The organism is Vibrio sp. SALL6 (genome assembly GCF_002002385.1).
Lineage (GTDB): Bacteria > Pseudomonadota > Gammaproteobacteria > Enterobacterales > Vibrionaceae > Vibrio > Vibrio parahaemolyticus.
The window spans coordinates 13,561-35,429 of sequence record NZ_MQVK01000043.1; the positions used below are offsets into that span (position 1 = coordinate 13,561).

35 protein-coding genes are annotated in these 21,869 nt (G+C 45.9%); 29 read left to right on the plus strand and 6 right to left on the minus strand.

Translation table 11 applies throughout. The features are described from left to right. Positions 1-159: 159 nt before the first annotated feature. The 5 genes from hslU to priA form a co-directional block, all read right to left on the minus strand. Positions 160-1,491, minus strand: a complete 1,332-nt coding sequence (hslU, locus tag BIW15_RS22625; RefSeq protein ID WP_005489452.1) for an HslU--HslV peptidase ATPase subunit — start codon at positions 1,489-1,491, stop codon at positions 160-162. 23 nt (positions 1,492-1,514) lie between these two features. Continuing rightward, on the minus strand, positions 1,515-2,066 hold the full coding sequence (gene hslV, locus BIW15_RS22630) for an ATP-dependent protease subunit HslV (RefSeq protein ID WP_005455873.1): 552 nt from the start codon (positions 2,064-2,066) through the stop codon (positions 1,515-1,517). A 164-nt stretch (positions 2,067-2,230) separates the two neighbouring features. Next, positions 2,231-2,776, minus strand: coding sequence for a cell division protein FtsN (gene ftsN, locus BIW15_RS22635; protein WP_005481405.1), 546 nt, complete (start codon positions 2,774-2,776; stop codon positions 2,231-2,233). Positions 2,777-2,952: 176 nt separating this feature from the next. Further along, entirely contained in the window at positions 2,953-3,999 is a 1,047-nt protein-coding gene (cytR, locus tag BIW15_RS22640; RefSeq protein WP_254894148.1) for a DNA-binding transcriptional regulator CytR, read from the minus strand. Positions 4,000-4,292: 293 nt separating this feature from the next. Continuing rightward, entirely contained in the window at positions 4,293-6,497 is a 2,205-nt protein-coding gene (priA, locus tag BIW15_RS22645; RefSeq protein WP_077281655.1) for a primosomal protein N', read from the minus strand. A 294-nt stretch (positions 6,498-6,791) separates the two neighbouring features. Here priA and rpmE point away from each other — a divergent pair, with 294 nt between their 5' ends. From rpmE to rplQ, 29 genes are all read left to right on the plus strand, one after another. Next, on the plus strand, positions 6,792-7,013 hold the full coding sequence (rpmE, locus tag BIW15_RS22650; protein ID WP_005457203.1) for a 50S ribosomal protein L31: 222 nt from the start codon (positions 6,792-6,794) through the stop codon (positions 7,011-7,013). A 457-nt stretch (positions 7,014-7,470) separates the two neighbouring features. Further along, positions 7,471-7,782, plus strand: coding sequence for a 30S ribosomal protein S10 (rpsJ, locus tag BIW15_RS22655; RefSeq protein WP_004410492.1), 312 nt, complete (start codon positions 7,471-7,473; stop codon positions 7,780-7,782). Positions 7,783-7,796: 14 nt separating this feature from the next. Then, entirely contained in the window at positions 7,797-8,426 is a 630-nt protein-coding gene (gene rplC, locus BIW15_RS22660; RefSeq protein WP_005456132.1) for a 50S ribosomal protein L3, read from the plus strand. A 17-nt stretch (positions 8,427-8,443) separates the two neighbouring features. Then, complete coding sequence (gene rplD, locus BIW15_RS22665; protein ID WP_005379556.1) at positions 8,444-9,046, plus strand: 50S ribosomal protein L4; 603 nt, start codon at positions 8,444-8,446, stop codon at positions 9,044-9,046. Continuing rightward, positions 9,043-9,345, plus strand: a complete 303-nt coding sequence (gene rplW, locus BIW15_RS22670; RefSeq protein ID WP_004398471.1) for a 50S ribosomal protein L23 — start codon at positions 9,043-9,045, stop codon at positions 9,343-9,345. Before rplD ends, rplW begins: the two co-directional genes overlap by 4 nt. Positions 9,346-9,360: 15 nt before the next feature. Further along, complete coding sequence (gene rplB / locus BIW15_RS22675; RefSeq protein WP_005489461.1) at positions 9,361-10,185, plus strand: 50S ribosomal protein L2; 825 nt, start codon at positions 9,361-9,363, stop codon at positions 10,183-10,185. A gap of 21 nt (positions 10,186-10,206) precedes the next feature. Beyond that, positions 10,207-10,485 carry a 30S ribosomal protein S19 gene (rpsS, locus tag BIW15_RS22680; protein WP_004394525.1) on the plus strand — a complete coding sequence of 93 codons (279 nt, stop codon included), beginning with the start codon at positions 10,207-10,209 and terminating at the stop codon, positions 10,483-10,485. Positions 10,486-10,495: 10 nt separating this feature from the next. After that, a complete protein-coding gene (gene rplV, locus BIW15_RS22685; protein ID WP_005383164.1) occupies positions 10,496-10,828 on the plus strand; it encodes a 50S ribosomal protein L22 in 333 nt (110 codons plus the stop codon). 18 nt (positions 10,829-10,846) lie between these two features. Further along, positions 10,847-11,545, plus strand: coding sequence for a 30S ribosomal protein S3 (rpsC, locus tag BIW15_RS22690; protein WP_005383161.1), 699 nt, complete (start codon positions 10,847-10,849; stop codon positions 11,543-11,545). 11 nt (positions 11,546-11,556) lie between these two features. After that, positions 11,557-11,967 (plus strand): 50S ribosomal protein L16, encoded by a 411-nt coding sequence (gene rplP, locus BIW15_RS22695; protein WP_005379577.1) that lies wholly within the window; start codon positions 11,557-11,559, stop codon positions 11,965-11,967. Then, positions 11,967-12,158 (plus strand): 50S ribosomal protein L29, encoded by a 192-nt coding sequence (rpmC, locus tag BIW15_RS22700; protein ID WP_005379576.1) that lies wholly within the window; start codon positions 11,967-11,969, stop codon positions 12,156-12,158. The genes rplP and rpmC overlap by 1 nt, the downstream gene beginning before the upstream one ends. Then, positions 12,158-12,412: a 30S ribosomal protein S17 gene (gene rpsQ / locus BIW15_RS22705; RefSeq protein WP_005461671.1), complete on the plus strand. Its 255-nt coding sequence runs from the start codon at positions 12,158-12,160 to the stop codon at positions 12,410-12,412. The genes rpmC and rpsQ overlap by 1 nt, the downstream gene beginning before the upstream one ends. A gap of 162 nt (positions 12,413-12,574) precedes the next feature. Next, positions 12,575-12,946 carry a 50S ribosomal protein L14 gene (gene rplN, locus BIW15_RS22710; RefSeq protein ID WP_005489425.1) on the plus strand — a complete coding sequence of 124 codons (372 nt, stop codon included), beginning with the start codon at positions 12,575-12,577 and terminating at the stop codon, positions 12,944-12,946. A gap of 13 nt (positions 12,947-12,959) precedes the next feature. Next, positions 12,960-13,277 carry a 50S ribosomal protein L24 gene (rplX, locus tag BIW15_RS22715; protein WP_005455662.1) on the plus strand — a complete coding sequence of 106 codons (318 nt, stop codon included), beginning with the start codon at positions 12,960-12,962 and terminating at the stop codon, positions 13,275-13,277. Between the two features lie 23 nt (positions 13,278-13,300). Continuing rightward, positions 13,301-13,840 (plus strand): 50S ribosomal protein L5, encoded by a 540-nt coding sequence (gene rplE / locus BIW15_RS22720; protein ID WP_005455660.1) that lies wholly within the window; start codon positions 13,301-13,303, stop codon positions 13,838-13,840. Positions 13,841-13,857: 17 nt separating this feature from the next. Next, complete coding sequence (gene rpsN / locus BIW15_RS22725) at positions 13,858-14,163, plus strand: 30S ribosomal protein S14 (protein ID WP_005455658.1); 306 nt, start codon at positions 13,858-13,860, stop codon at positions 14,161-14,163. Between the two features lie 29 nt (positions 14,164-14,192). Then, positions 14,193-14,585 (plus strand): 30S ribosomal protein S8, encoded by a 393-nt coding sequence (gene rpsH / locus BIW15_RS22730; RefSeq protein WP_005455656.1) that lies wholly within the window; start codon positions 14,193-14,195, stop codon positions 14,583-14,585. A gap of 12 nt (positions 14,586-14,597) precedes the next feature. Continuing rightward, positions 14,598-15,131: a 50S ribosomal protein L6 gene (gene rplF / locus BIW15_RS22735; protein ID WP_005455654.1), complete on the plus strand. Its 534-nt coding sequence runs from the start codon at positions 14,598-14,600 to the stop codon at positions 15,129-15,131. 9 nt (positions 15,132-15,140) lie between these two features. Beyond that, positions 15,141-15,494, plus strand: a complete 354-nt coding sequence (gene rplR, locus BIW15_RS22740) for a 50S ribosomal protein L18 (protein ID WP_005435088.1) — start codon at positions 15,141-15,143, stop codon at positions 15,492-15,494. A gap of 14 nt (positions 15,495-15,508) precedes the next feature. Then, a complete protein-coding gene (gene rpsE / locus BIW15_RS22745) occupies positions 15,509-16,012 on the plus strand; it encodes a 30S ribosomal protein S5 (RefSeq protein WP_005435090.1) in 504 nt (167 codons plus the stop codon). A gap of 7 nt (positions 16,013-16,019) precedes the next feature. Continuing rightward, positions 16,020-16,196 (plus strand): 50S ribosomal protein L30, encoded by a 177-nt coding sequence (rpmD, locus tag BIW15_RS22750; protein ID WP_000201159.1) that lies wholly within the window; start codon positions 16,020-16,022, stop codon positions 16,194-16,196. Positions 16,197-16,201: 5 nt separating this feature from the next. Then, the gene (gene rplO, locus BIW15_RS22755; RefSeq protein ID WP_005450562.1) at positions 16,202-16,636 is read left to right on the plus strand and encodes a 50S ribosomal protein L15; all 435 of its coding nucleotides are present in this window, start codon (positions 16,202-16,204) and stop codon (positions 16,634-16,636) included. 20 nt (positions 16,637-16,656) lie between these two features. After that, positions 16,657-17,991, plus strand: coding sequence for a preprotein translocase subunit SecY (secY, locus tag BIW15_RS22760; protein WP_005481401.1), 1,335 nt, complete (start codon positions 16,657-16,659; stop codon positions 17,989-17,991). 38 nt (positions 17,992-18,029) lie between these two features. Then, complete coding sequence (gene rpmJ, locus BIW15_RS22765; protein WP_000868186.1) at positions 18,030-18,143, plus strand: 50S ribosomal protein L36; 114 nt, start codon at positions 18,030-18,032, stop codon at positions 18,141-18,143. 149 nt (positions 18,144-18,292) lie between these two features. After that, entirely contained in the window at positions 18,293-18,649 is a 357-nt protein-coding gene (rpsM, locus tag BIW15_RS22770; RefSeq protein ID WP_005450559.1) for a 30S ribosomal protein S13, read from the plus strand. Positions 18,650-18,667: 18 nt separating this feature from the next. Continuing rightward, the gene (rpsK, locus tag BIW15_RS22775; protein WP_001118870.1) at positions 18,668-19,057 is read left to right on the plus strand and encodes a 30S ribosomal protein S11; all 390 of its coding nucleotides are present in this window, start codon (positions 18,668-18,670) and stop codon (positions 19,055-19,057) included. A gap of 27 nt (positions 19,058-19,084) precedes the next feature. Further along, positions 19,085-19,705, plus strand: a complete 621-nt coding sequence (gene rpsD / locus BIW15_RS22780; RefSeq protein ID WP_005383146.1) for a 30S ribosomal protein S4 — start codon at positions 19,085-19,087, stop codon at positions 19,703-19,705. A 24-nt stretch (positions 19,706-19,729) separates the two neighbouring features. Continuing rightward, positions 19,730-20,722: a DNA-directed RNA polymerase subunit alpha gene (gene rpoA / locus BIW15_RS22785; protein ID WP_005383143.1), complete on the plus strand. Its 993-nt coding sequence runs from the start codon at positions 19,730-19,732 to the stop codon at positions 20,720-20,722. Positions 20,723-20,748: 26 nt separating this feature from the next. Then, on the plus strand, positions 20,749-21,129 hold the full coding sequence (gene rplQ / locus BIW15_RS22790) for a 50S ribosomal protein L17 (RefSeq protein ID WP_005383141.1): 381 nt from the start codon (positions 20,749-20,751) through the stop codon (positions 21,127-21,129). A gap of 138 nt (positions 21,130-21,267) precedes the next feature. On the opposite strand, the gene BIW15_RS22795 is transcribed toward rplQ, so the two are convergent. After that, complete coding sequence (locus tag BIW15_RS22795) at positions 21,268-21,747, minus strand: DUF2780 domain-containing protein (protein WP_077281656.1); 480 nt, start codon at positions 21,745-21,747, stop codon at positions 21,268-21,270. Positions 21,748-21,869: the final 122 nt, after the last annotated feature.

The following is a 21,869-nucleotide window of genomic DNA, read 5'->3' on the forward strand; positions in this document are numbered from 1 at the left end:
TGCCCAGTATAAGCACAAAGCAGCAGATACGCTATTGACCTAAAACAAGGCAGGTATGACTGTTGGTACGTATCTGAGAATAATCTTTACGCAAATGCCCGGAAAACAAAAAGGCTACCTCTTTCGAGATAGCCTTTAAAATCAAGGTGAAATCTGAGTTTACAGAATAAAGCGACTAAGGTCTTCGTTTTCGATCGTATCGCCTAAACGTTCTTTAACGTAAGCTGCATCAATCACAAACTTAGCACCAGATTGCTCTGCTGCATCGTAAGAGATTTCGTCCATCAGACGTTCCATCACGGTATGTAGACGACGAGCACCAATGTTTTCTGTGGTTTCGTTTACCGTCCATGCCGCTTCTGCGATTTGCGTGATACCGTCTTCGGTAAATTCGATGTCGACGTTTTCTGTCTTCATCAGCGCAATGTATTGTTCAGTCAGCGACGCTTTAGGCTCAGTCAAAATACGTTTGAAGTCGTGGCTGCTCAGTGCTTCCAATTCCACACGGATTGGCAGACGGCCTTGCAGTTCTGGAATGAGATCAGATGGCTTGGCAACTTGGAATGCACCGGATGCAACAAACAGAATGTGGTCTGTTTTTACCATGCCGTGTTTTGTCGAAACGGTACTGCCTTCAATCAGAGGAAGTAAGTCACGTTGCACACCTTCACGAGACACGTCCGGGCCAGAGCTTTCACCGCGTTTACAAATCTTGTCGATTTCATCAATGAAAACAATACCGTTGTTTTCTACGTTGAAAATCGCGGCTTCTTTTAGCTCTTCTTGGTTTACAAGTTTTGCAGCTTCCTCTTCTGCCAGCGCTTTCATCGCGTCTTTGATTTTCAGCTTACGCTTTTTCTTGGTGTCGCCGGCAAGGTTTTGGAACATACCTTGTAGCTGGTTGGTCATTTCTTCCATACCAGGAGGAGCCATGATCTCCACACCCATTTGAGGCGCTGCTACATCGATTTCAATCTCTTTATCGTCTAGCTGACCTTCACGCAGTTTTTTACGGAAGATTTGGCGAGTGTTTGAGGTGTCTTCTTTCTGCTCGACTTGACCCCAGCTATCGCGTGCTGGTGGCAGTAGTGCATCGAGAATGCGCTCTTCAGCTTGCTCTTCGGCGCGGAATTTTACTTTTTCCATCGCTTGCTGGTGGGTCATCTTCACAGCGACATCAGTCAGGTCACGAATGATGGTTTCAACTTCTTTACCAACGTAGCCCACTTCGGTGAACTTTGTTGCTTCGACTTTGATGAATGGCGCATTGGCTAGTTTAGCAAGACGACGAGCGATCTCTGTCTTACCAACACCAGTTGGACCAATCATCAGAATGTTCTTCGGTGTGACTTCGACGCGCAAGCTTTCTTCTAGCTGCATGCGACGCCAGCGGTTACGAAGGGCAATCGCAACCGAACGTTTTGCTTTGTCTTGACCAATGATGTGACGGTTCAGTTCATGAACGATTTCGCGAGGGGTCATTTCAGACATATTCTTTCCTTACTTCGTTACGATTACGCGGCTGGGGTTTCAGGCTCTGTAGTTGAGTCTAGCTCTTCTACGGTGTGGTGATGGTTGGTGAATACACAGATATCACCAGCGATGTTTAGTGCCTTTTCCGCGATTTCACGTGCATCTAAGTCAGTATTTTCTAAAAGTGCAGTTGCGGCTGCTTGTGCGTATGCACCACCAGAACCAATCGCAATCAAATCATTTTCTGGCTGAACGACATCGCCGTTACCAGTGATGATGAGTGATGCTGTTTCGTCTGCAACAGCAAGTAACGCTTCTAATTTGCGAAGAGCTCGGTCGCTGCGCCAGTCTTTTGCCAGTTCTACGGCTGCTTTCGTCAGATGGCCCTGGTGCATTTGCAGTTTGCTTTCAAAGCGTTCAAATAGGGTGAAGGCGTCCGCTGTACCGCCAGCAAAGCCAGCAAGCACTTTATTGTTGTATAGGCGGCGAACTTTGCGCGCGTTACCTTTCATGACGGTATTGCCTAGAGATACTTGGCCATCACCCGCGATGACGACTTTGTTATTTCGACGTACAGATACAATGGTAGTCACAGTCGACCTCTTAATTATTTCTCTTTGGATTTAATTCAGTATATGGGGGAGAGGAACTTGGGATTCAAGGGGAGGGCGTTTTTCACATTTGCTAACGCTGATGATGCCAATAACACGCGAGGAATAAAAAAGACCAACAGTGAATGCGGTTGGTCTTTGTGAGATTAGAAGTTTTCTTTCCAAATTGCGCACGGTTCGATTTTCGCGCGTTGCAACTTGTGGCGATCTTTCTCTGCATCGCGTTTGAACTTGTACGGGCCAAGTACAACACGGTACCAAGAACTGCCTTCTTTCTTACGAATTTTGCTCGAAAGACCTTGGAAAGCAATAGCCAGCTTTCGCTCTTCGGCCTGCGCTTGGGTTTTGTAAGCGCCACACTGCATTACGTATGGGATTTTAGATACTTCGATTTCTTTAGCGACGACTTCCACTTCTCGCTTGGGTAAAGATTCGACGTATTCCCACTTCTCTTCAGGTGGTGGTGGCAAATCCTTTTTCGGCTTTGGCTTACTGACGGTCGTGGTAGGTTGTTGAACCACGGGTGGTTTCGGTTCTGGATCGTTACTTAATAAATACAGACCATAGCCAAAACCGCCCACAAGCAAGATTGCAAGTAGACCACTACGCCAAGGTTTTCTTTTGGGAGGTTGTTTTTTTGTCGACTTTTTTGGAGCGCCTCGCCCCCGTCTCACATAATCTCTGTTTGCCACGGTTACTTCTGGTCATCAAGGATTCTTCCAAATATGTTAATCCAGAACGGGTCGAGAAAACACCCTATTGATGTAATCTTGATAGCTACGTATCAGATAGAGAAGACAAAAAGCGGCACCAATGGGTACCGCTTATCGTTAGTTTACATGATAGGTCGCGTTGGACTACCGAACGCTTAGGCGCGTTGCGGTGGCGCTGCGCTACCACGGACAACAAGCTTAGTTTCTAGTAAGCGTGAACCTGAATGAACGTCATGGCCTTTAAGGAGTTCAAGCATCATAAGCATCGCTTGGCGGCCAATTTCATAACGAGGTTGAGAAATGGTTGTTAACGGTGGATCGCAGTATTGAGCAAAGTTGATATCATCGAAACCAACCACTGACAGATCTTGCGGAACGCGCAGACCGAGTCGTTTCGCTTCTTGGATTGCGCCGATTGCCATGGTGTCACAGTGGCAGAAAATCGCAGTTGGTGGCTCTGGAAGTTCTAGTAACTTACGTACAGCTTTCGCGCCGCCGTCAAAAGAAAACTCAGTGATAACACTGTATTGTGGGTCTTTACTGATCCCCGCGCGACGCAAGGCTTGTTGATAACCTTGCTGGCGGAACTGACACAATACCGCTGTGTCTGGCCCTGAAATTTGTGCTATGCGTTTATGGCCAAGCTGAGTTAGGTAATTGACCGCTTCAAAAGCGGACGTTAGGTTGTCAATGTGCACGGTTGGTAATTCTAGCTCTGGCGCAAACTCACAAGCCATGACCATTGGTGGCAGGTTTTTCTGTTCTGGCTTGCTGACATCAAATGGCAGGTCGGTACCAAGCAGTAACATGCCATCGGCTTGTTTGGTGAACACTAGATTCACAAACGAGCTTTCACGCTTTTTCTGCTGGCCGCTGTCACCGAGCAGTACGAGGTAGCCATGTTCCATAGCTGCGTCTTCGATACCACGAATGATTTCAGAAAAGTAAGGATCACAGATGTCAGGAACGATGGTAACAATCGTTTTTGATTCGTTTCTACGTAGATTACGCGCTAATGAATTTGGAGAATAGCCCGCTTCAAGGACGGCATCTTCGACTCTTTTTCTTGTTGAAGAAGAGACTTTTTCTGGATTCATTAATGCTCGAGATACCGTAGCTGTCGACACTCCCGCAAGCTGGGCAACATCCTTCATTGTCGCCATAGTGTTTAACCTCTCAAATTTTTGCCAAGATGACGTTATTCCCTGTCAGAAGTCGTAGGTCTTTATCACTGGTAATCAGTGCCTATCTAATCACGTTGTTAGTGGTTATTTTTAGGGAGTAGGCGATAAAGCATCGCTTGGCTACTGCTTCAAATTTTGGGAATAGTCATTGTTTTAATCTAAGCCTATGGGGTAAACCCACTTTAGACTTTGCTAATTTGGATAGTCTATTCATTTCTATCGGGAAAGTTACGGTCTGTTTAACAAAAATTGCAATCTCGATGTGAGTCTCATCACATTAAAAGGTAATTCATTACATAGTTAAACGTTTGCTAGCTGAGATCTTGTGGTTCTATGTCTAAATTCCAGCGAACTTTTTTGGCATTAGGCAACAACTCAATAGCAGGTTTGGCACTGGTTAATAACTTTTGCATTAATGAACGGTGCTGGGTTTGGAGTAACAGCTGCCAACGGTATTTGCCTGCGCGTTTGGCGAGAGGCGATGGTGTTGGACCAAGCACCATGCAGGTGTCGTCAAACAAAGGGTGAGATTCTAAGGTAAAGCGAACTTGGCGCAGAAAATCTTCTACGATCTCGCTCTGATTCGCTTCGGCTTTAAATAGAGTCAGGAAACTGTACGGTGGCAACTGCGCCAGTTTACGTTCCTCTAATGCCGTCATAGCGAAGTGTCGGTAGTCTTTTTCCAATAAGGCTTGCAACAAACTGTGCTCAGGATGGTGAGTCTGCAAAACCACTTCCCCCGGCTTACTTGCACGTCCGGCTCGCCCTGCGACTTGAATGAATAACTGCGCTAATCTTTCGGAGGCGCGGAAGTCGCTACTATATAGAGAGCCATCAACATCTAGCAAGGCAACGAGCGTTACATTGGGGAAATGGTGTCCCTTAGCTAACATTTGAGTGCCAATTAAAATTTGATATTCACCCTTGCGGATGGAGTCCAGCGCATCTTCTAAACTGCCTTTGCGGCGCGTGCTATCTCTGTCGATACGGATGGCTTTGTATTCGGGGAACAGTTGTGCCAATTGTTGTTCCAACTGTTCGGTACCGACACCAACGGTAACCAGTTGAGTTGAACCACAGCCCTGACACTGATGAATCACTGGTTGCTGCGAGCCACAATGGTGGCAGCGAATCTCATTGCTGTATTGGTGGAAGGTGTAATAAGCATCACAACGTTTGCATTCGGCAATCCAACCACATTCATGGCACATGAGAGCAGGGGAGAAACCACGACGGTTAAGAAACAGCATCACCTGATTGCCTACTTTAAGGTGTTTGCGCATTTCCGCAATCAATGGGGCAGATAAACCACTTTCTAAATACTGACCTTTGACGTCGAGAACTTTATTAGTAGTAGGAACCGCAGAGCCTGCGCGTTGGGTCAGGGTTAAATGGTGATACTTGCCTGACAAGGCATTGTGCAATGTCTCCAGTGCAGGTGTAGCTGAGCCCAGAACAATCGGAACTTGTTCTTTATGAGCGCGCATTACAGCAACATCGCGCGCATGATAACGCAAGCTATCTTGCTGTTTGTAAGAGGTGTCATGTTCCTCGTCTACAATGATAATCCCGAGATCAGCAAAAGGCGCGAGTAGGGCAGAGCGTGTGCCGATAATGATTCCGGCCGCTTTGTCGCGTGCAGAAAGCCACGCATTCAGACGCTCTGTCTCGTTTAACCCGGAGTGGATGACGTCAACTGGCACATTAAAACGGCGTTTAAAGCGGTTGATGGTTTGTGGTGTTAAGCCAATCTCTGGTACTAAAACCAAGGCTTGTTTACCTTTCTCTAAGACCGGTTTGATCAGGTTAAGGTACACTTCTGTCTTACCTGAGCCCGTGACGCCTTCTAATAAATAGCAAGCAAAACCTGTTTGGCTATTTACACTCGCAATAGCCAGAGCTTGTTCGTGGTTGAGCTTTGGCTTCTCGACGTCGCATTCAACGTGCTGTCCCCACTGGGTGATTGCAGGCTTCTTCTCGATACGTTCAATCCAGCCTTTCTCTTCTAAAGACTTTAGTACTGTTGAGGCTATCTCTTGGTCGACAAATTCCTGGTGAGGCAAAGCGCCGTTAATCAACATTTGCAAGACCTTCTGTTGTTTGACCGCTCGACGATCAAGCCCTTGCATCAGCTTGTCTTTACCGGATTCGGTAATTTGCCACTCTTGTAGCGTCGCAAAATCTGCAGGCTTTCCTTTACGCAGAGCTGCCGGCATCGCATTGTGTAGCGTATCTCCAAGTGGGTATTGGTAGAACTGGCTGCACCAAGTCAGCAACGAATAAAGCTTTTCAGACCATACCGGCTGAGAATCAAGAACTGCTTTGATTGGCTTGAGTTGATCTTGGGGAAAGTCCGAGTGATTAACCATCGCGGTGACGATGCCAACTAACGTTTGACGTCCAAAAGGTACGGATACGCGCCCGCCAATGATAGGAAACAGGTATCCTGGGATGGCATAGTCAAATTGTTTGTCGAGAGGTACGGGCAGTGCCACTCTAGCAATGGATGGACGCATAGATTCGTAGCTATATAAAAGAAGAAAGGACTGTAGAGTTTATTAAAATCGCCCCAGGAATACGAGTCAACCTACGGAGTGTGTTCGGAAATATACTAATATCACCGGATTGGTGAAAAAAGTGGCGAAAAAATTGCCATACGTATTGATCCTATCTAGGGGATTCATTACTATATCGCGCCTTGAGATATGGCTTCAGCAATTGGTTGGTGCGGTATCCCATTTTATTATTAATTGCGTGTGGTGTGCGGCTTAGATTCGTATAGCGACACGGCCTACTATTGAGGTTATCCCATGAAAGCTGGTATCCACCCAGAATACAAAGCAGTAAACGCTACTTGTTCTTGCGGCAACTCTTTCGAGTTCAACTCTACTCTAGGTAAAGAGTCTATCCACCTAGACGTATGTGACAAGTGTCACCCATTCTACACTGGTAAGCAACGTATCGTTGATACAGGCGGCCGTGTTGATCGCTTCAACAAGCGTTTCGGTGCACTATCAAGCGGTAAGAAATAATAGCAACTGCTATTACGATTACAGTTTAGAAAAGGACGCTTCGGCGTCCTTTTTGTTTATTGCCCATTTTGCAGGTGACCATAAAACAGCAAGTTAAAAATAGTTTCGATTATTTTTCATTCAGCCCTTGCAACCTAAAGTGTGATCTGTATAATGCGTCGCACTGGTTAAGCCAGTTGTGAACCAATGAGCAGTGAGGAGCTAACTTCCTTATAGGACTGTTAGGTAATGTAGACTCAGCTTATGTTCGCGGTTAATACAATTAGCTATCTTTTCTTCGGAAAAACTATCCCCAAAGGTGACTTTGGCACGTAGGGATTGTTAATCGAAAATTAACTGACAATGCGTCCTAATCTTGGATGCTACGGTTTCACATAAATCAATCGGCATTCTCTCGTCTTGACGAGTTTGAGTGGCGATATTGTTTGTGTAATTTTTAAAATTGGAGCTCTGTCTCATGCAGAACCAACGTATCCGTATCCGCCTAAAAGCTTTCGATTACAAACTAATCGATGCTTCTACAGCGGAAATCGTTGAAACAGCTAAGCGCACTGGCGCACAGGTTCGTGGTCCAATCCCACTACCAACTCGTAAAGAGCGTTTCACAGTTCTTATCTCTCCACACGTTAACAAGAAAGCACGTGACCAGTACGAAATCCGTACTCACAAGCGTCTAATCGACATCGTTGAGCCAACAGACAAAACTGTTGATGCTCTAATGCGTCTAGACCTTGCTGCGGGCGTTGACGTTCAAATTAGCCTAGGTTAAGGGAGATTAGAAGTATGATTGGTCTAATCGGTCGTAAAGTGGGCATGACCCGCGTATTTACTGAAGAAGGCGTTTCTATCCCAGTAACTGTTGTTGAAGTTGAAGCTAACCGTGTTTCTCAAGTGAAAACTCTTGAAACTGATGGCTACGCTGCAATTCAGGTTACAGCTGGTTCTAAGAAAGCTAACCGCGTAAACAAAGCTGAAGCAGGTCACTTTGCTAAAGCTGGCGTTGAAGCTGGTCGCGGTCTTTGGGAATTCCGTTTAGAAAACGGCGAAGAGTTCGAAGTTGGTGCTGAACTAACTGTTGAACTATTCAACGAAACTAAGAAAGTAGACGTTACTGGTACATCTAAGGGTAAAGGTTTCCAAGGCGCTGTTAAGCGTTGGAACTTCCGTACTCAAGATATGACTCACGGTAACTCATTGTCTCACCGTGCTCCTGGTTCTATCGGTCAATGTCAGACTCCAGGTCGCGTATTTAAAGGCAAGAAAATGGCAGGTCACATGGGTGCTGAGCGTGTAACGACTCAAAACCTAGAGATCGTACGTGTTGACGCTGAGCGCAACCTGCTTCTTATTAAAGGTGCAGTCCCAGGCGCAACTGGCGGCAACGTGATCGTTAAACCAGCTGTTAAAGCATAACGTCTCAGGAGTAAGTAATGGAACTAATGGTTAAAGGTGCTGATGCACTAACTGTTTCCGAAACTACTTTCGGACGTGAGTTTAACGAAGCTCTTGTACACCAAGTAGTTGTTGCGTACGCAGCAGGTGCTCGTCAAGGTACACGTGCTCAAAAAACACGTTCAGAAGTATCTGGCGGTGGCGCTAAGCCATGGCGTCAAAAAGGTACTGGTCGCGCTCGCGCTGGTACAATTCGTAGCCCAATCTGGCGTACAGGTGGTGTTACTTTTGCTGCGAAACCACAAGATCACAGCCAAAAAGTAAACAAAAAAATGTACCGCGGTGCTATGAAGAGCATTCTTTCTGAGCTTGTTCGTCAAGAGCGTCTAATCGTTGTTGATAACTTCTCAGTTGAAGCACCAAAGACTAAAGAGCTAGTTGCTAAGCTGAAAGAGCTTGAGCTAACTGACGCTCTAATCGTGACTAGCGAAGTAGATGAGAATCTATTCCTAGCTGCTCGTAACCTATACAAAGTTGACGCACGTGATGTTGCTGGTATCGATCCAGTATCTCTAATCGCGTTTGACAAAGTTGTAATGACTGCAGAAGCAGTTAAGCAAGTAGAGGAAATGCTAGCATGATCACTGAAGAGCGTATCCTAAAAGTTCTACGTGCACCGCACATCTCTGAAAAAGCAACTATGGCAGCTGAGAAAGCGAACACTATCGTTTTCAAAGTAGCTAAAGATGCAACTAAAAAAGAGATCAAAGCAGCTGTAGAAAAGCTATTTGAAGTTGAAGTTAAGTCTGTAAATACTCTTATCACTAAGGGTAAGACCAAACGTCAAGGTCTACGCCAAGGTCGCCGCAGCGACGTTAAGAAAGCGTACGTTACTTTGAAAGAAGGTCAAGATCTTGACTTTGTTGGCGGCGCGGAATAACAGGAGTAGTTAAAAATGGCTATTGTTAAATGTAAGCCGACTTCCCCTGGTCGTCGTCACGTTGTTAAAGTTGTTAACGCTGACCTACACAAGGGCAAGCCATACGCACCTCTTCTAGAGAAAAACTCTAAGAATGGCGGTCGTAACAACAACGGTCGTATCACAGTACGTCACATCGGCGGTGGTCACAAGCATCACTACCGTGTAATTGACTTCAAACGTACTAAAGACGGTATCCCAGCGACAGTTGAGCGTCTAGAATACGATCCAAACCGTAGCGCAAACATTGCTCTAGTTCTTTACAAAGACGGTGAGCGTCGCTACATCCTAGCACCTAAAGGTGTTGTAGCTGGTGATGTTATTCAGTCTGGTGTTGATGCACCAATCAAAGCTGGTAACACTCTACCAATGCGTAACATCCCAGTAGGTTCAACTGTACACAATGTTGAACTTAAACCTGGTAAAGGTGGTCAGCTAGCTCGTTCGGCTGGTGCTTACGCTCAAATCGTTGCTCGCGACGGTGCGTACGTAACTATCCGTCTACGTTCTGGCGAAATGCGCAAAGTTCTTTCTGAAGGCCGTGCAACAATCGGTGAAGTTGGTAACTCTGAGCACATGCTACGCGAACTTGGTAAAGCTGGTGCTTCACGCTGGCGCGGCGTACGTCCAACCGTACGTGGTGTAGTAATGAACCCGGTTGATCACCCACACGGTGGTGGTGAAGGTCGTACTTCTGGTGGCCGTCATCCAGTATCTCCTTGGGGTATGCCAACTAAAGGCTTCAAGACTCGTAAGAACAAACGCACTGACAAGTACATCGTACGTCGTCGTAACAAGTAATCTATATAAAGAGGAATCGCCATGCCACGTTCTCTCAAGAAAGGTCCTTTTATTGACCTACACTTGCTGAAGAAGGTAGAGAAAGCGGTGGAAAGCGGAGACAAAAAGCCTATTAAGACTTGGTCCCGTCGTTCAATGATCATCCCTACGATGATCGGTTTGACCATCGCTGTCCATAATGGTCGTCAGCACGTACCAGTATTTGTAACTGATGAAATGATCGGTCACAAACTGGGTGAATTCGCACCAACACGTACTTACCGCGGTCACGCTGCGGATAAGAAAGCTAAGAAGCGCTAAGGAGTAGATAATGGAAGCAATTGCTAAACATAACTTTGCTCGCATTTCGCCTCAGAAAGCTCGCTTAGTTGCGGATCTAATCCGTGGTAAATCTGTTGACCAAGCTCTAGAAATCCTAACGTTCAGCAACAAAAAAGCTGCTGCACTAGTTAAGAAAGTTCTAGAGTCTGCTATCGCTAACGCGGAGCACAACGAAGGTGCAGATATTGACGATCTGAATGTCGCAAAAATCTTTGTAGATGAAGGCCCAACCATGAAGCGTATTATGCCTCGTGCTAAAGGTCGTGCGGATCGTATCTTGAAGCGTTCAAGCCACATCACTGTTGTTGTAGCAGATCGCTAGAGACTAGGAGAGTAAGCAATGGGTCAAAAAGTACATCCAAATGGTATTCGTCTAGGCATCGTTAAGCCTTGGAATGCTACATGGTTTGCTAACACCAAAGATTTCGCTGACAACCTAGACGGCGACTTCAAGGTACGTCAGTTCCTTACAAGTGAACTGAAAAAAGCGTCTCTATCACGTATCGTTATCGAGCGTCCTGCTAAGAGCATCCGTGTGACTATTCACACTGCTCGTCCAGGCGTTGTTATCGGTAAGAAAGGTGAAGACGTTGAGAAGCTACGCGCAGCTGTAGCTAAAATTGCAGGTGTACCAGCGCAAATTAACATCGCTGAAGTACGTAAGCCTGAACTAGATGCGCAACTTGTTGGTGACAGCATCGCGTCTCAGCTAGAGCGTCGTGTTATGTTCCGTCGTGCTATGAAGCGCGCAGTACAAAACGCTATGCGTCTAGGCGCTAAAGGTATCAAAGTGGAAGTAAGCGGTCGTCTAGGCGGCGCTGAAATCGCACGTTCAGAGTGGTACCGTGAAGGCCGTGTGCCTCTACACACTCTACGTGCTGACATTGATTACGCAACTTCTTCGGCTCACACTCAATACGGTGTGATCGGCATTAAAACTTGGATCTTCAAAGGTGAAATCCTAGGTGGTATGCCAGCAGCTAACGCTGTAGAGCCTAAAGGCGACAAGCCTAAGAAGCAGCGTAAAGGCCGTAAGTAAGGAGTCGACAGATGCTACAACCTAAACGTACTAAGTTCCGTAAGGTTCAGACTGGTCGTAACCGTGGTCTAGCTAAAGGTACTGATGTAAGCTTCGGCGAATTCGGTCTTAAAGCTGTTGGCCGTGGTCGTCTAACTGCTCGTCAAATCGAAGCGGCACGTCGTGCAATGACACGTCACGTTAAGCGTCAAGGTAAAATCTGGATCCGTGTGTTCCCAGACAAACCAATCACAGAAAAACCACTAGAAGTTCGTCAAGGTAAGGGTAAAGGTAACGTTGAGTACTGGGTAGCCCAAATCCAACCTGGTAAGGTTATGTACGAAATGGGTGGTGTACCTGAAGAATTGGCACGTGAAGCGTTCCGTCTAGCGGCACGTAAACTGCCTTTCAAAACTACATTTGTAACTAAGCAGGTGATGTGATGAAAGCACAAGATCTACGCGAGAAAAGCGTTGAAGAGCTTAACGCTGAGCTAATGAATTTGCTACGTGAACAGTTCAACTTGCGCATGCAAGCTGCAACTGGTCAACTACAGCAAACTCATACTCTGAAAGCTGTACGCCGTGATATCGCACGTGTGAAAACTGTTTTGACTGAGAAGGCAGGCGCATAATGAGCGAAGTAAAACGTACTCAACAAGGTCGTGTTGTTAGCGACAAGATGGACAAGTCTATCACTGTTGCAATCGAACGTTTCGTAAAACACCCAATTTACGGTAAGTTCGTTAAACGTACGACTAAAGTACACGCACATGACGAAAACAACGAGTGTGGCATTGGCGACACTGTTGAAATCGCAGAGTGTCGTCCACTGTCTAAGACTAAGTCTTGGACTTTGGTGAAAGTTGTAGAAAAGGCGAAGATGTAATCTTCACTCTTCTATGATAAGAAACGGCTCCAAAAATATTTTTGGAGCCGTTTATTTTTTGACTACCCAATCACAGAAAAGGGTGGTACAATTCGCGTCCCTTATAAAGAGGCAGCCCGACCCGTGATGGGTCTAGTTATTAATATTTAGCGGAGCACTAACATGATCCAAATGCAAAGTATGCTGGACGCAGCTGATAACTCAGGCGCACGCAGCGTAATGTGTATTAAGGTTCTGGGTGGCTCACACCGCCGTTATGCACATATCGGTGACGTCATCAAAGTTACTGTTAAGGAAGCAATTCCTCGCGGTAAAGTTAAAAAAGGTGACGTTATGAAGGCGGTTGTAGTGCGCACCCGTAAAGGCGTACGTCGTCCTGACGGTTCTGTCATTCGCTTCGACCGAAATGCTTGCGTACTGTTGAATAACACTACTGAGCAACCAATCGGTACACGTATCTTTGGTCCTGTGACACGCGAACTTCGTGGCGATAAGTTCATGAAGATCGTTTCACTGGCTCCAGAAGTTCTGTAAGGAGCACGTAGAAATGGCAGCTAAAATCCGTCGTAATGACGAAGTAATCGTTCTTGCTGGTAAAGACAAAGGCAAGAAAGGTAAAGTAACTAAGGTCCTAGCAACTGGTAAAGTTATCGTTGAAGGTATCAACCTTGTTAAGAAACACCAGAAACCTGTTCCTGCACTAGGTATCCAAGGCGGTATCGTAGAGCAAGAAGCAGCAATCGATGTTTCTAACGTGGCTATCTTTAATGCAGCTACTGGTAAAGCTGACCGTATCGGTTTCCGTTTTGAAGACGGCAAAAAAGTTCGTTTCTTCAAGTCTAACGGCGAAACCGTTTCTAACTAATAGAAGTAATTTGGAGTTCTACTATGGCGAAACTGCATGATTACTACAAGTCGTCTGTAGTCGCTGAACTGACCAAACAGTTCAGTTACACAAGCGTCATGCAAGTCCCTAGAATCGAGAAAATCACCCTAAACATGGGTGTTGGTGAAGCAATCAACGATAAGAAACTGCTAGAAAACGCAGCATCTGATATGGCAACGATCTCTGGTCAAAAGCCACTTATCACTAAAGCGCGTAAATCTGTTGCAGGTTTCAAAATCCGTGAAGGCTACCCTATCGGTTGTAAAGTAACCTTGCGTGGCGAACGTATGTGGGATTTTCTTGAGCGTTTGATTAACATCGCTCTTCCACGTGTACGTGACTTCCGTGGTGTTAGCGCTAAGTCTTTTGACGGTCGCGGTAACTACAGCATGGGCGTTCGCGAGCAAATCATCTTCCCGGAAATCGACTTTGATAAAGTTGATCGTGTACGCGGTCTAGACATCACTATTACGACGTCTGCTGGTACTGATGAGGAAGGCCGTGCTCTGCTGGCTGCCTTTAACTTCCCATTCCGTAAGTAAGGTGAAGGGTTACTGTTATGGCTAAACAATCAATGAAAGCACGTGAAGCTAAACGTGCAAAGCTAGTAGCTAAGTTCGCTGAAAAGCGTGCAGCGCTAAAAGCTATCATCAGCGATGTAAACGCATCTGAAGAAGATCGTTGGAACGCAGTTCTTACACTGCAATCTCTTCCACGTGATTCAAGTGCATCACGTCAGCGCAACCGTTGTAACCAAACTGGTCGTCCACACGGTTACCTACGTAAGTTCGGTCTAAGCCGTATTAAGGTTCGTGAAGCTTGCATGAAAGGCGAGATTCCGGGTCTTCGTAAGGCTAGCTGGTAATTGCCACTTAATCATTTGGAGTAAATCATATGAGCATGCAAGATCCGATTTCGGATATGCTGACCCGCGTTCGTAACGGTCAGGCAGCAAACAAAGTTGCTGTTAAAATGCCTTCTTCAAAGCTTAAAGTTGCAATTGCTGCACTACTAAAAGCTGAAGGTTACATCGTTGACTTCGCTGTTGAAGGCGAAGCAAAACCTGAGCTAGAAGTAACTCTTAAGTACTTCCAAGCTAAACCAGTAATCGAGCAACTTAAACGTGTTTCTCGTCCAGGTCTACGTGTTTACAAGAAGAAAGATGAACTTCCTTCTGTAATGGGTGGTCTTGGTATTGCTATCGTTTCTACTTCCAAGGGTCTTATGTCAGACCGCGCTGCACGTAAAGCAGGTCTTGGTGGTGAAATCATCTGCTACGTAGCTTAATAGGAGTAGAATATGTCTCGTGTTGCTAAAGCACCTGTCGCTATTCCAGCTGGCGTAGAGGTGAAACTAAACGGCCAAGAAATCACTGTAAAAGGTGCTAAAGGCGAACTAACTCGCGTACTAAACGACGCTGTAGTTATCGCTCAGGAAGAAAACAACCTAACTTTCGGTCCTAAAGAAGGTGTTGCTAACGCTTGGGCACAAGCAGGTACTGCTCGTGCACTAGTTAACAACATGGTTGTTGGTGTTACTGAAGGCTTTACTAAGAAGCTAACTCTTAAAGGTGTTGGTTACCGTGCTGCTATCAAAGGCAACGCTGTAGGTCTAACACTAGGCTTCTCACACCCAGTTGAGCACGAGTTGCCAGCGGGTATCAAAGCTGAATGTCCAAGCCAAACTGAAATCGTGATTACTGGTTGTGACAAACAACTAGTTGGTCAAGTTGCGGCTGACATTCGTTCTTACCGTCAACCTGAGCCTTACAAAGGTAAAGGTGTTCGTTACGCAGATGAAAATGTGCGTACTAAAGAAGCTAAGAAGAAGTAAGGTAACACTATGGATAAGAAAGCATCTCGCATCCGTCGTGCTACACGCGCACGTCGTAAGATTGCAGAACTGGGTGCGACTCGCCTAGTTGTACACCGTACTCCTCGTCACGTGTACGCACAGGTTATCGCGGCTAACGGCTCTGAGGTTATCGCAGCAGCTTCTACTGTAGAAAAAGCGATCCGTGAGCAAGTGAAATACACTGGTAACGTTGATGCAGCTAAAGCAGTAGGTAAAGCTGTTGCAGAACGCGCTCTTGAAAAAGGCGTAACTGCAGTTGCATTTGATCGTTCTGGTTTCCAATACCACGGTCGAGTAGCGGCGCTAGCAGAATCTGCTCGCGAAGCTGGTCTGAAATTCTAAGGTAGGGTTGGAAGATGGCTAAAGAACAACAAGTTCAAGCGAATGATTTGCAAGAAAAGCTAATCGCAGTTAACCGTGTTTCTAAAACGGTTAAAGGCGGTCGAATCATGAGCTTCACTGCACTAACAGTAGTTGGTGACGGTAATGGTCGCGTAGGTTTCGGTTACGGCAAAGCTCGTGAAGTACCTGCAGCGATCCAAAAAGCAATGGAAAAAGCGCGTCGTAACATGACTACGATCGCTCTAAACGAAGGCACTCTTCACCACCCAGTGAAAGGTCGCCACTCGGGCTCTAAAGTTTACATGCAGCCTGCAGCAGAAGGTACTGGTGTTATCGCAGGTGGTGCGATGCGTGCAGTACTAGAAGTTGCTGGTGTACACAACGTACTATCTAAAGCATACGGTTCAACGAACCCTATCAACATCGTTCGTGCAACGATCGATGCACTAGGTAGCATGAAGTCGCCAGAAATGGTTGCTGCTAAACGTGGTCTAACTGTTGAAGCTATTTCGGAGTAAGAACACCATGGCAACTATTAAAGTAACTCAAACTAAAAGCTCAATTGGCCGCCTACCAAAGCACAAAGCTACTTTGCGTGGTCTAGGTCTTCGTAAAATCAACCACACAGTAGAACTTGAAGATACTCCGTGCGTACGCGGTATGATCAACAAGGTTTACTACATGGTTAAAGTTGAGGAGTAATCAGAATGCGTTTGAATACTCTTGCACCGGCTGCTGGCTCTAAACATGCTCCTAAGCGTGTAGGCCGTGGTATCGGTTCTGGCCTAGGTAAAACTGGTGGCCGTGGTCACAAAGGTCAAAAATCACGTTCTGGCGGTAAAGTTCGTCCAGGTTTCGAAGGCGGTCAGATGCCTCTGAAACAACGTCTACCAAAATTCGGTTTCACTTCTCGTAAGAGCCTAGTGTCTGCTGAAGTTCGTCTAGCTGAGCTAGCGAAAGTTTCTGGTGACGTGGTTGATCTAAACAGCCTTAAAGCTGCTAACATCATCACTAAGAACATCGAATTCGTTAAAGTTGTTCTTTCTGGTGAAATTAACAAAGCAGTGACTGTTAAAGGTCTACGTGTGACTAAAGGCGCTAAAGCTGCAATCGAAGCTGCAGGCGGTAAAATCGAGGAATAATCTCGAGGAACGAGGTACAGATGGCTAAGAAACCAGGACAAGATTTTCGTAGTGCTCAGAGCGGCTTAAGTGAACTAAAGTCGCGCTTGTTATTCGTAATTGGTGCACTTTTAGTATTCCGAGCCGGCTCTTTTGTGCCGATTCCTGGTATTGACGCTGCTGTACTTGCCGATTTGTTCGAACAGCAAAAAGGTACCATCGTTGAAATGTTTAACATGTTCTCCGGTGGTGCTCTTGAGCGTGCATCTATATTAGCATTGGGCATCATGCCGTATATTTCGGCATCTATTGTTGTCCAATTGCTAACTGTAGTTCATCCAGCGTTAGCTGAACTCAAAAAAGAGGGTGAAGCAGGCCGTCGTAAGATCAGCCAATACACACGCTACGGCACGCTTGTACTTGCAACCTTCCAGGCTATAGGTATCGCAACAGGCTTACCAAACATGGTCGACAATCTGGTTGTTATCAACCAAACCATGTTTACGCTAATTGCTACCGTAAGTTTAGTAACCGGCACCATGTTCCTAATGTGGTTAGGTGAACAAATTACAGAGCGTGGAATTGGTAACGGTATTTCGTTACTAATTTTTGCAGGTATTGTTGCTGGATTGCCTTCTGCAATCGGTCAAACAATCGAGCAAGCGCGTCAAGGTGAATTGCATGTACTTCTTCTGTTGCTAATCGCGGTATTAGCTTTTGCAGTAATTTACTTCGTTGTTTTCATGGAACGTGGTCAGCGTCGAATCGTCGTTAACTACGCGAAGCGTCAACAAGGTCGTAAAGTATTTGCTGCACAAAGTTCTCACTTGCCACTTAAAATTAATATGGCAGGTGTTATTCCAGCGATTTTCGCATCAAGCATTATCCTGTTCCCAGGAACACTGGCTCAGTGGTTTGGTCAGAATGGTGAGAGCAGCGCGTTCGGTTGGTTAACTGACGTGTCTTTGGCTCTTAGCCCAGGTCAGCCATTGTATGTAATGCTATATGCAGCAGCAATTATCTTCTTCTGTTTCTTCTACACGGCGTTGGTTTTCAACCCGCGTGAAACAGCAGATAACTTGAAGAAGTCTGGTGCATTCGTACCCGGTATCCGCCCAGGTGAGCAGACAGCGAAGTACATCGATAAAGTAATGACACGTCTTACCCTTGCTGGTGCACTGTACATTACCTTTATCTGTCTGATTCCCGAGTTCATGATGGTCGCGTGGAACGTACGTTTCTACTTCGGCGGTACATCACTACTAATCGTAGTTGTTGTAATTATGGACTTTATGGCACAGGTACAGACTCATCTGATGTCTCAACAGTATGATTCTGTGTTGAAGAAAGCGAATCTGAAAGGCTACGGCCGTTAATCCGGCGGTAGACTCAGTTTCATTTACGGAGTTTAGCAATGAAAGTTCGTGCTTCCGTTAAAAAAATCTGCCGTAACTGTAAAGTAATCAAGCGTAACGGTGTCGTTCGCGTGATTTGCAGTGAGCCAAAGCACAAACAGCGCCAAGGCTAATTAGCAGAAATTTTTACTTGAAAATGAAGGTTGGGTCGAGTATATTCCTCGGCCTACCTTTTGCGTGCAAAAGAAGTAGTATTCCGCAGCGTATCCATAACGGGCTTTGCTGCGGCTAATTCTTTTATAGAAACACTTAGGAGTGAATAATGGCCCGTATAGCAGGCATTAACATTCCTGATCAGAAACACGCTGTAATCGCTCTAACGGCGATCTACGGCATCGGTAAAACTCGCTCTCAAGCTATCCTAGCTGAAGTGGGTATTGCTGAAGATGTTAAGATCAGTGAACTAACTGAAGAGCAGATCGATCAACTGCGTGATGGTGTAGCTAAGTACACTGTAGAAGGTGATCTACGTCGTGAAGTATCTATGAACATCAAGCGTCTTATGGACCTTGGCTGTTACCGTGGTCTTCGTCATCGTCGCAGTCTACCGCTACGTGGACAGCGTACTAAAACCAACGCTCGCACCCGTAAGGGTCCGCGTAAGCCGATCAAGAAATAATCGGGAAGGTAGAGTACAATGGCTAAACAACCAACTCGCGCTCGTAAGCGCGTACGCAAGCAAGTTGCAGATGGCGTTGCGCACATCCATGCTTCTTTCAATAACACAATCGTAACCATTACTGACCGTCAAGGTAACGCTCTTGCATGGGCTACTGCAGGTGGTTCTGGTTTCCGTGGTTCTCGTAAGTCTACTCCGTTCGCTGCACAGGTTGCTGCTGAGCGTTGTGCTGAAATGGCTAAAGAATACGGTCTAAAGAACTTGGAAGTTATGGTTAAGGGTCCTGGTCCAGGTCGTGAATCTACTGTTCGCGCACTGAACGCAGCTGGTTTCCGCATCACAAACATCGTTGATGCTACACCAATCCCTCATAACGGTTGTCGTCCACCTAAGAAACGTCGCGTATAACGTTTCTAGGACTATTGGAGAAGAATCATGGCAAGATATTTGGGTCCTAAGCTGAAGCTTAGCCGTCGTGAAGGCACTGACTTATTCCTTAAGTCTGGTGTTCGCGCGATCGATACCAAGTGTAAAATTGATAACGCACCAGGTGTACACGGCGCTCGTCGCGGTCGTCTATCTGAGTATGGCGTTCAGCTTCGTGAGAAGCAAAAAGTTCGTCGTATGTACGGCGTTCTAGAAAAACAATTCCGTAACTACTACAAAGAAGCTGCACGTCTTAAAGGCAACACAGGTGAGAACCTGCTTCAGCTTCTTGAAGGTCGTCTTGATAACGTAGTTTACCGCATGGGCTTTGGCGCAACTCGCGCAGAAGCACGTCAGCTAGTTAGCCACAAAGCTATCCTAGTTAACGGTAAAGTTGTAAACGTTCCTTCTTTCAAAGTAGCGGCTAATGACGTTGTTTCTATTCGCGAGAAAGCTAAACAGCAAGCTCGTATCAAAGCAGCTCTAGAAGTTGCTGAACAACGTGAAAAACCAACTTGGATTGAAGTAGATGGTGGCAAGATGGAAGGTACATTCAAGCGTATGCCTGAGCGTTCTGATCTATCAGCTGACATCAACGAACAATTGATCGTCGAGCTTTACTCTAAGTAAGGTTTAAACTAAAGAGAGGACACAATGCAGGGTTCTGTAACAGAATTTCTTAAGCCACGTCTAGTTGACATCGAACAAATCAGCTCGACTCACGCAAAAGTAACTCTTGAGCCATTAGAGCGTGGCTTTGGTCATACTCTGGGTAATGCACTTCGCCGCATTCTTCTATCTTCTATGCCTGGTTGTGCAGTGACAGAAGTAGAAATTGAAGGCGTACTTCATGAGTACAGCACTAAAGAAGGCGTACAAGAAGATATTCTTGAAATCCTTCTAAACCTTAAAGGTTTGGCAGTGCGTGTAGCTGAAGGCAAAGATGAAGTGTTCATTACTTTGAACAAATCAGGCTCGGGCCCTGTGGTTGCAGGTGACATCACCCATGACGGTGATGTAGAGATCGCTAACCCTGAACACGTTATTTGTCACCTAACGGATGACAACGCTGAAATCGCAATGCGTATTAAAGTTGAACGTGGTCGTGGTTATGTTCCAGCTTCTGCGCGTATCCATAATGAAGAAGACGAGCGTCCAATCGGTCGCCTACTAGTAGATGCTACTTACAGCCCAGTAGACAAAATTGCCTACGCTGTAGAAGCAGCTCGTGTAGAACAGCGTACTGATCTAGACAAGCTTGTTATCGATATGGAAACAAACGGTACTCTAGAACCTGAGGAAGCAATCCGTCGTGCAGCTACTATCCTAGCTGAACAATTGGATGCATTCGTAGATCTTCGTGATGTACGTGTTCCTGAGGAGAAGGAAGAGAAGCCAGAATTCGATCCGATCCTACTGCGTCCTGTAGACGATCTTGAACTAACAGTTCGCTCTGCTAACTGTCTGAAAGCAGAAGCGATTCACTACATCGGTGATCTAGTACAACGTACTGAGGTTGAGCTACTTAAAACGCCTAACCTTGGTAAAAAATCTCTTACTGAGATTAAAGACGTACTTGCGTCACGTGGTCTGTCTCTGGGCATGCGCCTAGAAAACTGGCCACCTGCATCAATCGCTGAAGATTAATCGATACTAGTTAGAAGGATTAGGTCATGCGCCATCGTAAGAGTGGTCGTCAACTCAACCGCAACAGCTCACATCGTAAAGCGATGTTTAGCAACATGGCTAGCTCTCTAGTACGTCATGAAGTTATCAAGACTACTTTGCCAAAAGCAAAAGAGCTACGTCGCGTAGTTGAGCCTTTGATTACACTAGCTAAGACTGACAGTGTTGCTAACCGTCGTCTAGCATTTGCACGTACTCGTGACAACGAAGTAGTTGCAAAACTATTTAACGAACTAGGTCCACGTTTTGCTGCTCGTCAGGGCGGTTACACTCGTATCCTAAAAGCTGGCTTCCGTGCTGGTGATAAAGCTCCAATGGCTTACATTGAGCTTGTAGATCGCCCAGCTGCTGAAGAAGCTGCTGAGTAATCAGTTCGTAAGAACGAGAAAGCCGAGCGTTAGCTCGGCTTTTTTGTATCTGTAATTTGCTCAAAAATGGGAGCCTACTGTTTGTATGCTCCCATTCTTTTTACTTCTATTTCGGTGGGGATTTCGCTTAAAGCGAATTTACTTACCGCTCGTCCATAGACCGCTTAAAGACTTCAATAATCCCTCACTTGCTCCTTGCTCATTTAGGTAACCTAAAATTACTGGTGCAAATTGGCTGATCATCGATGGGTCTAGTCCTAGTGCATTAAATGCGCTTTGTACGGCACTCAAGCTTTCGATGTTACCTAACAGGCTTTGTGCACCTTTCAAGTTGGATAATCCAGGGATCAATGACTGCAATTCCGTGCTGTTTTGTTGAGACAGTTGGCTTTGAGCAAGTGCAATTAGGGCACTGCTGCCACCTGCAGCTTGTTCTGTCGAAACTGGTAGCTGACTCGTTAGTAGCTCAGTAAGAGCTGAAGATTCTGCATTTAGGCCTTGGCTTACCATATCCATAAGACCATTTTTGCTGCTCTTATCTACGACAGTGTCCAAAAACGCATGTGCGCTGCCAATATTCACTGATAGGAGAGCTAAAGTTAGGAGAGTTTTACGCATAGTACCTCCGACGGTTGAGCGTTTTAACTTATTTGTTGTATTTATTTTTTTTAGGTCATCTGACTGATAACTTCTATTATTTTATAAAAAAAGCGGCGCTAATGCGCCGCTTTATGTAGGTC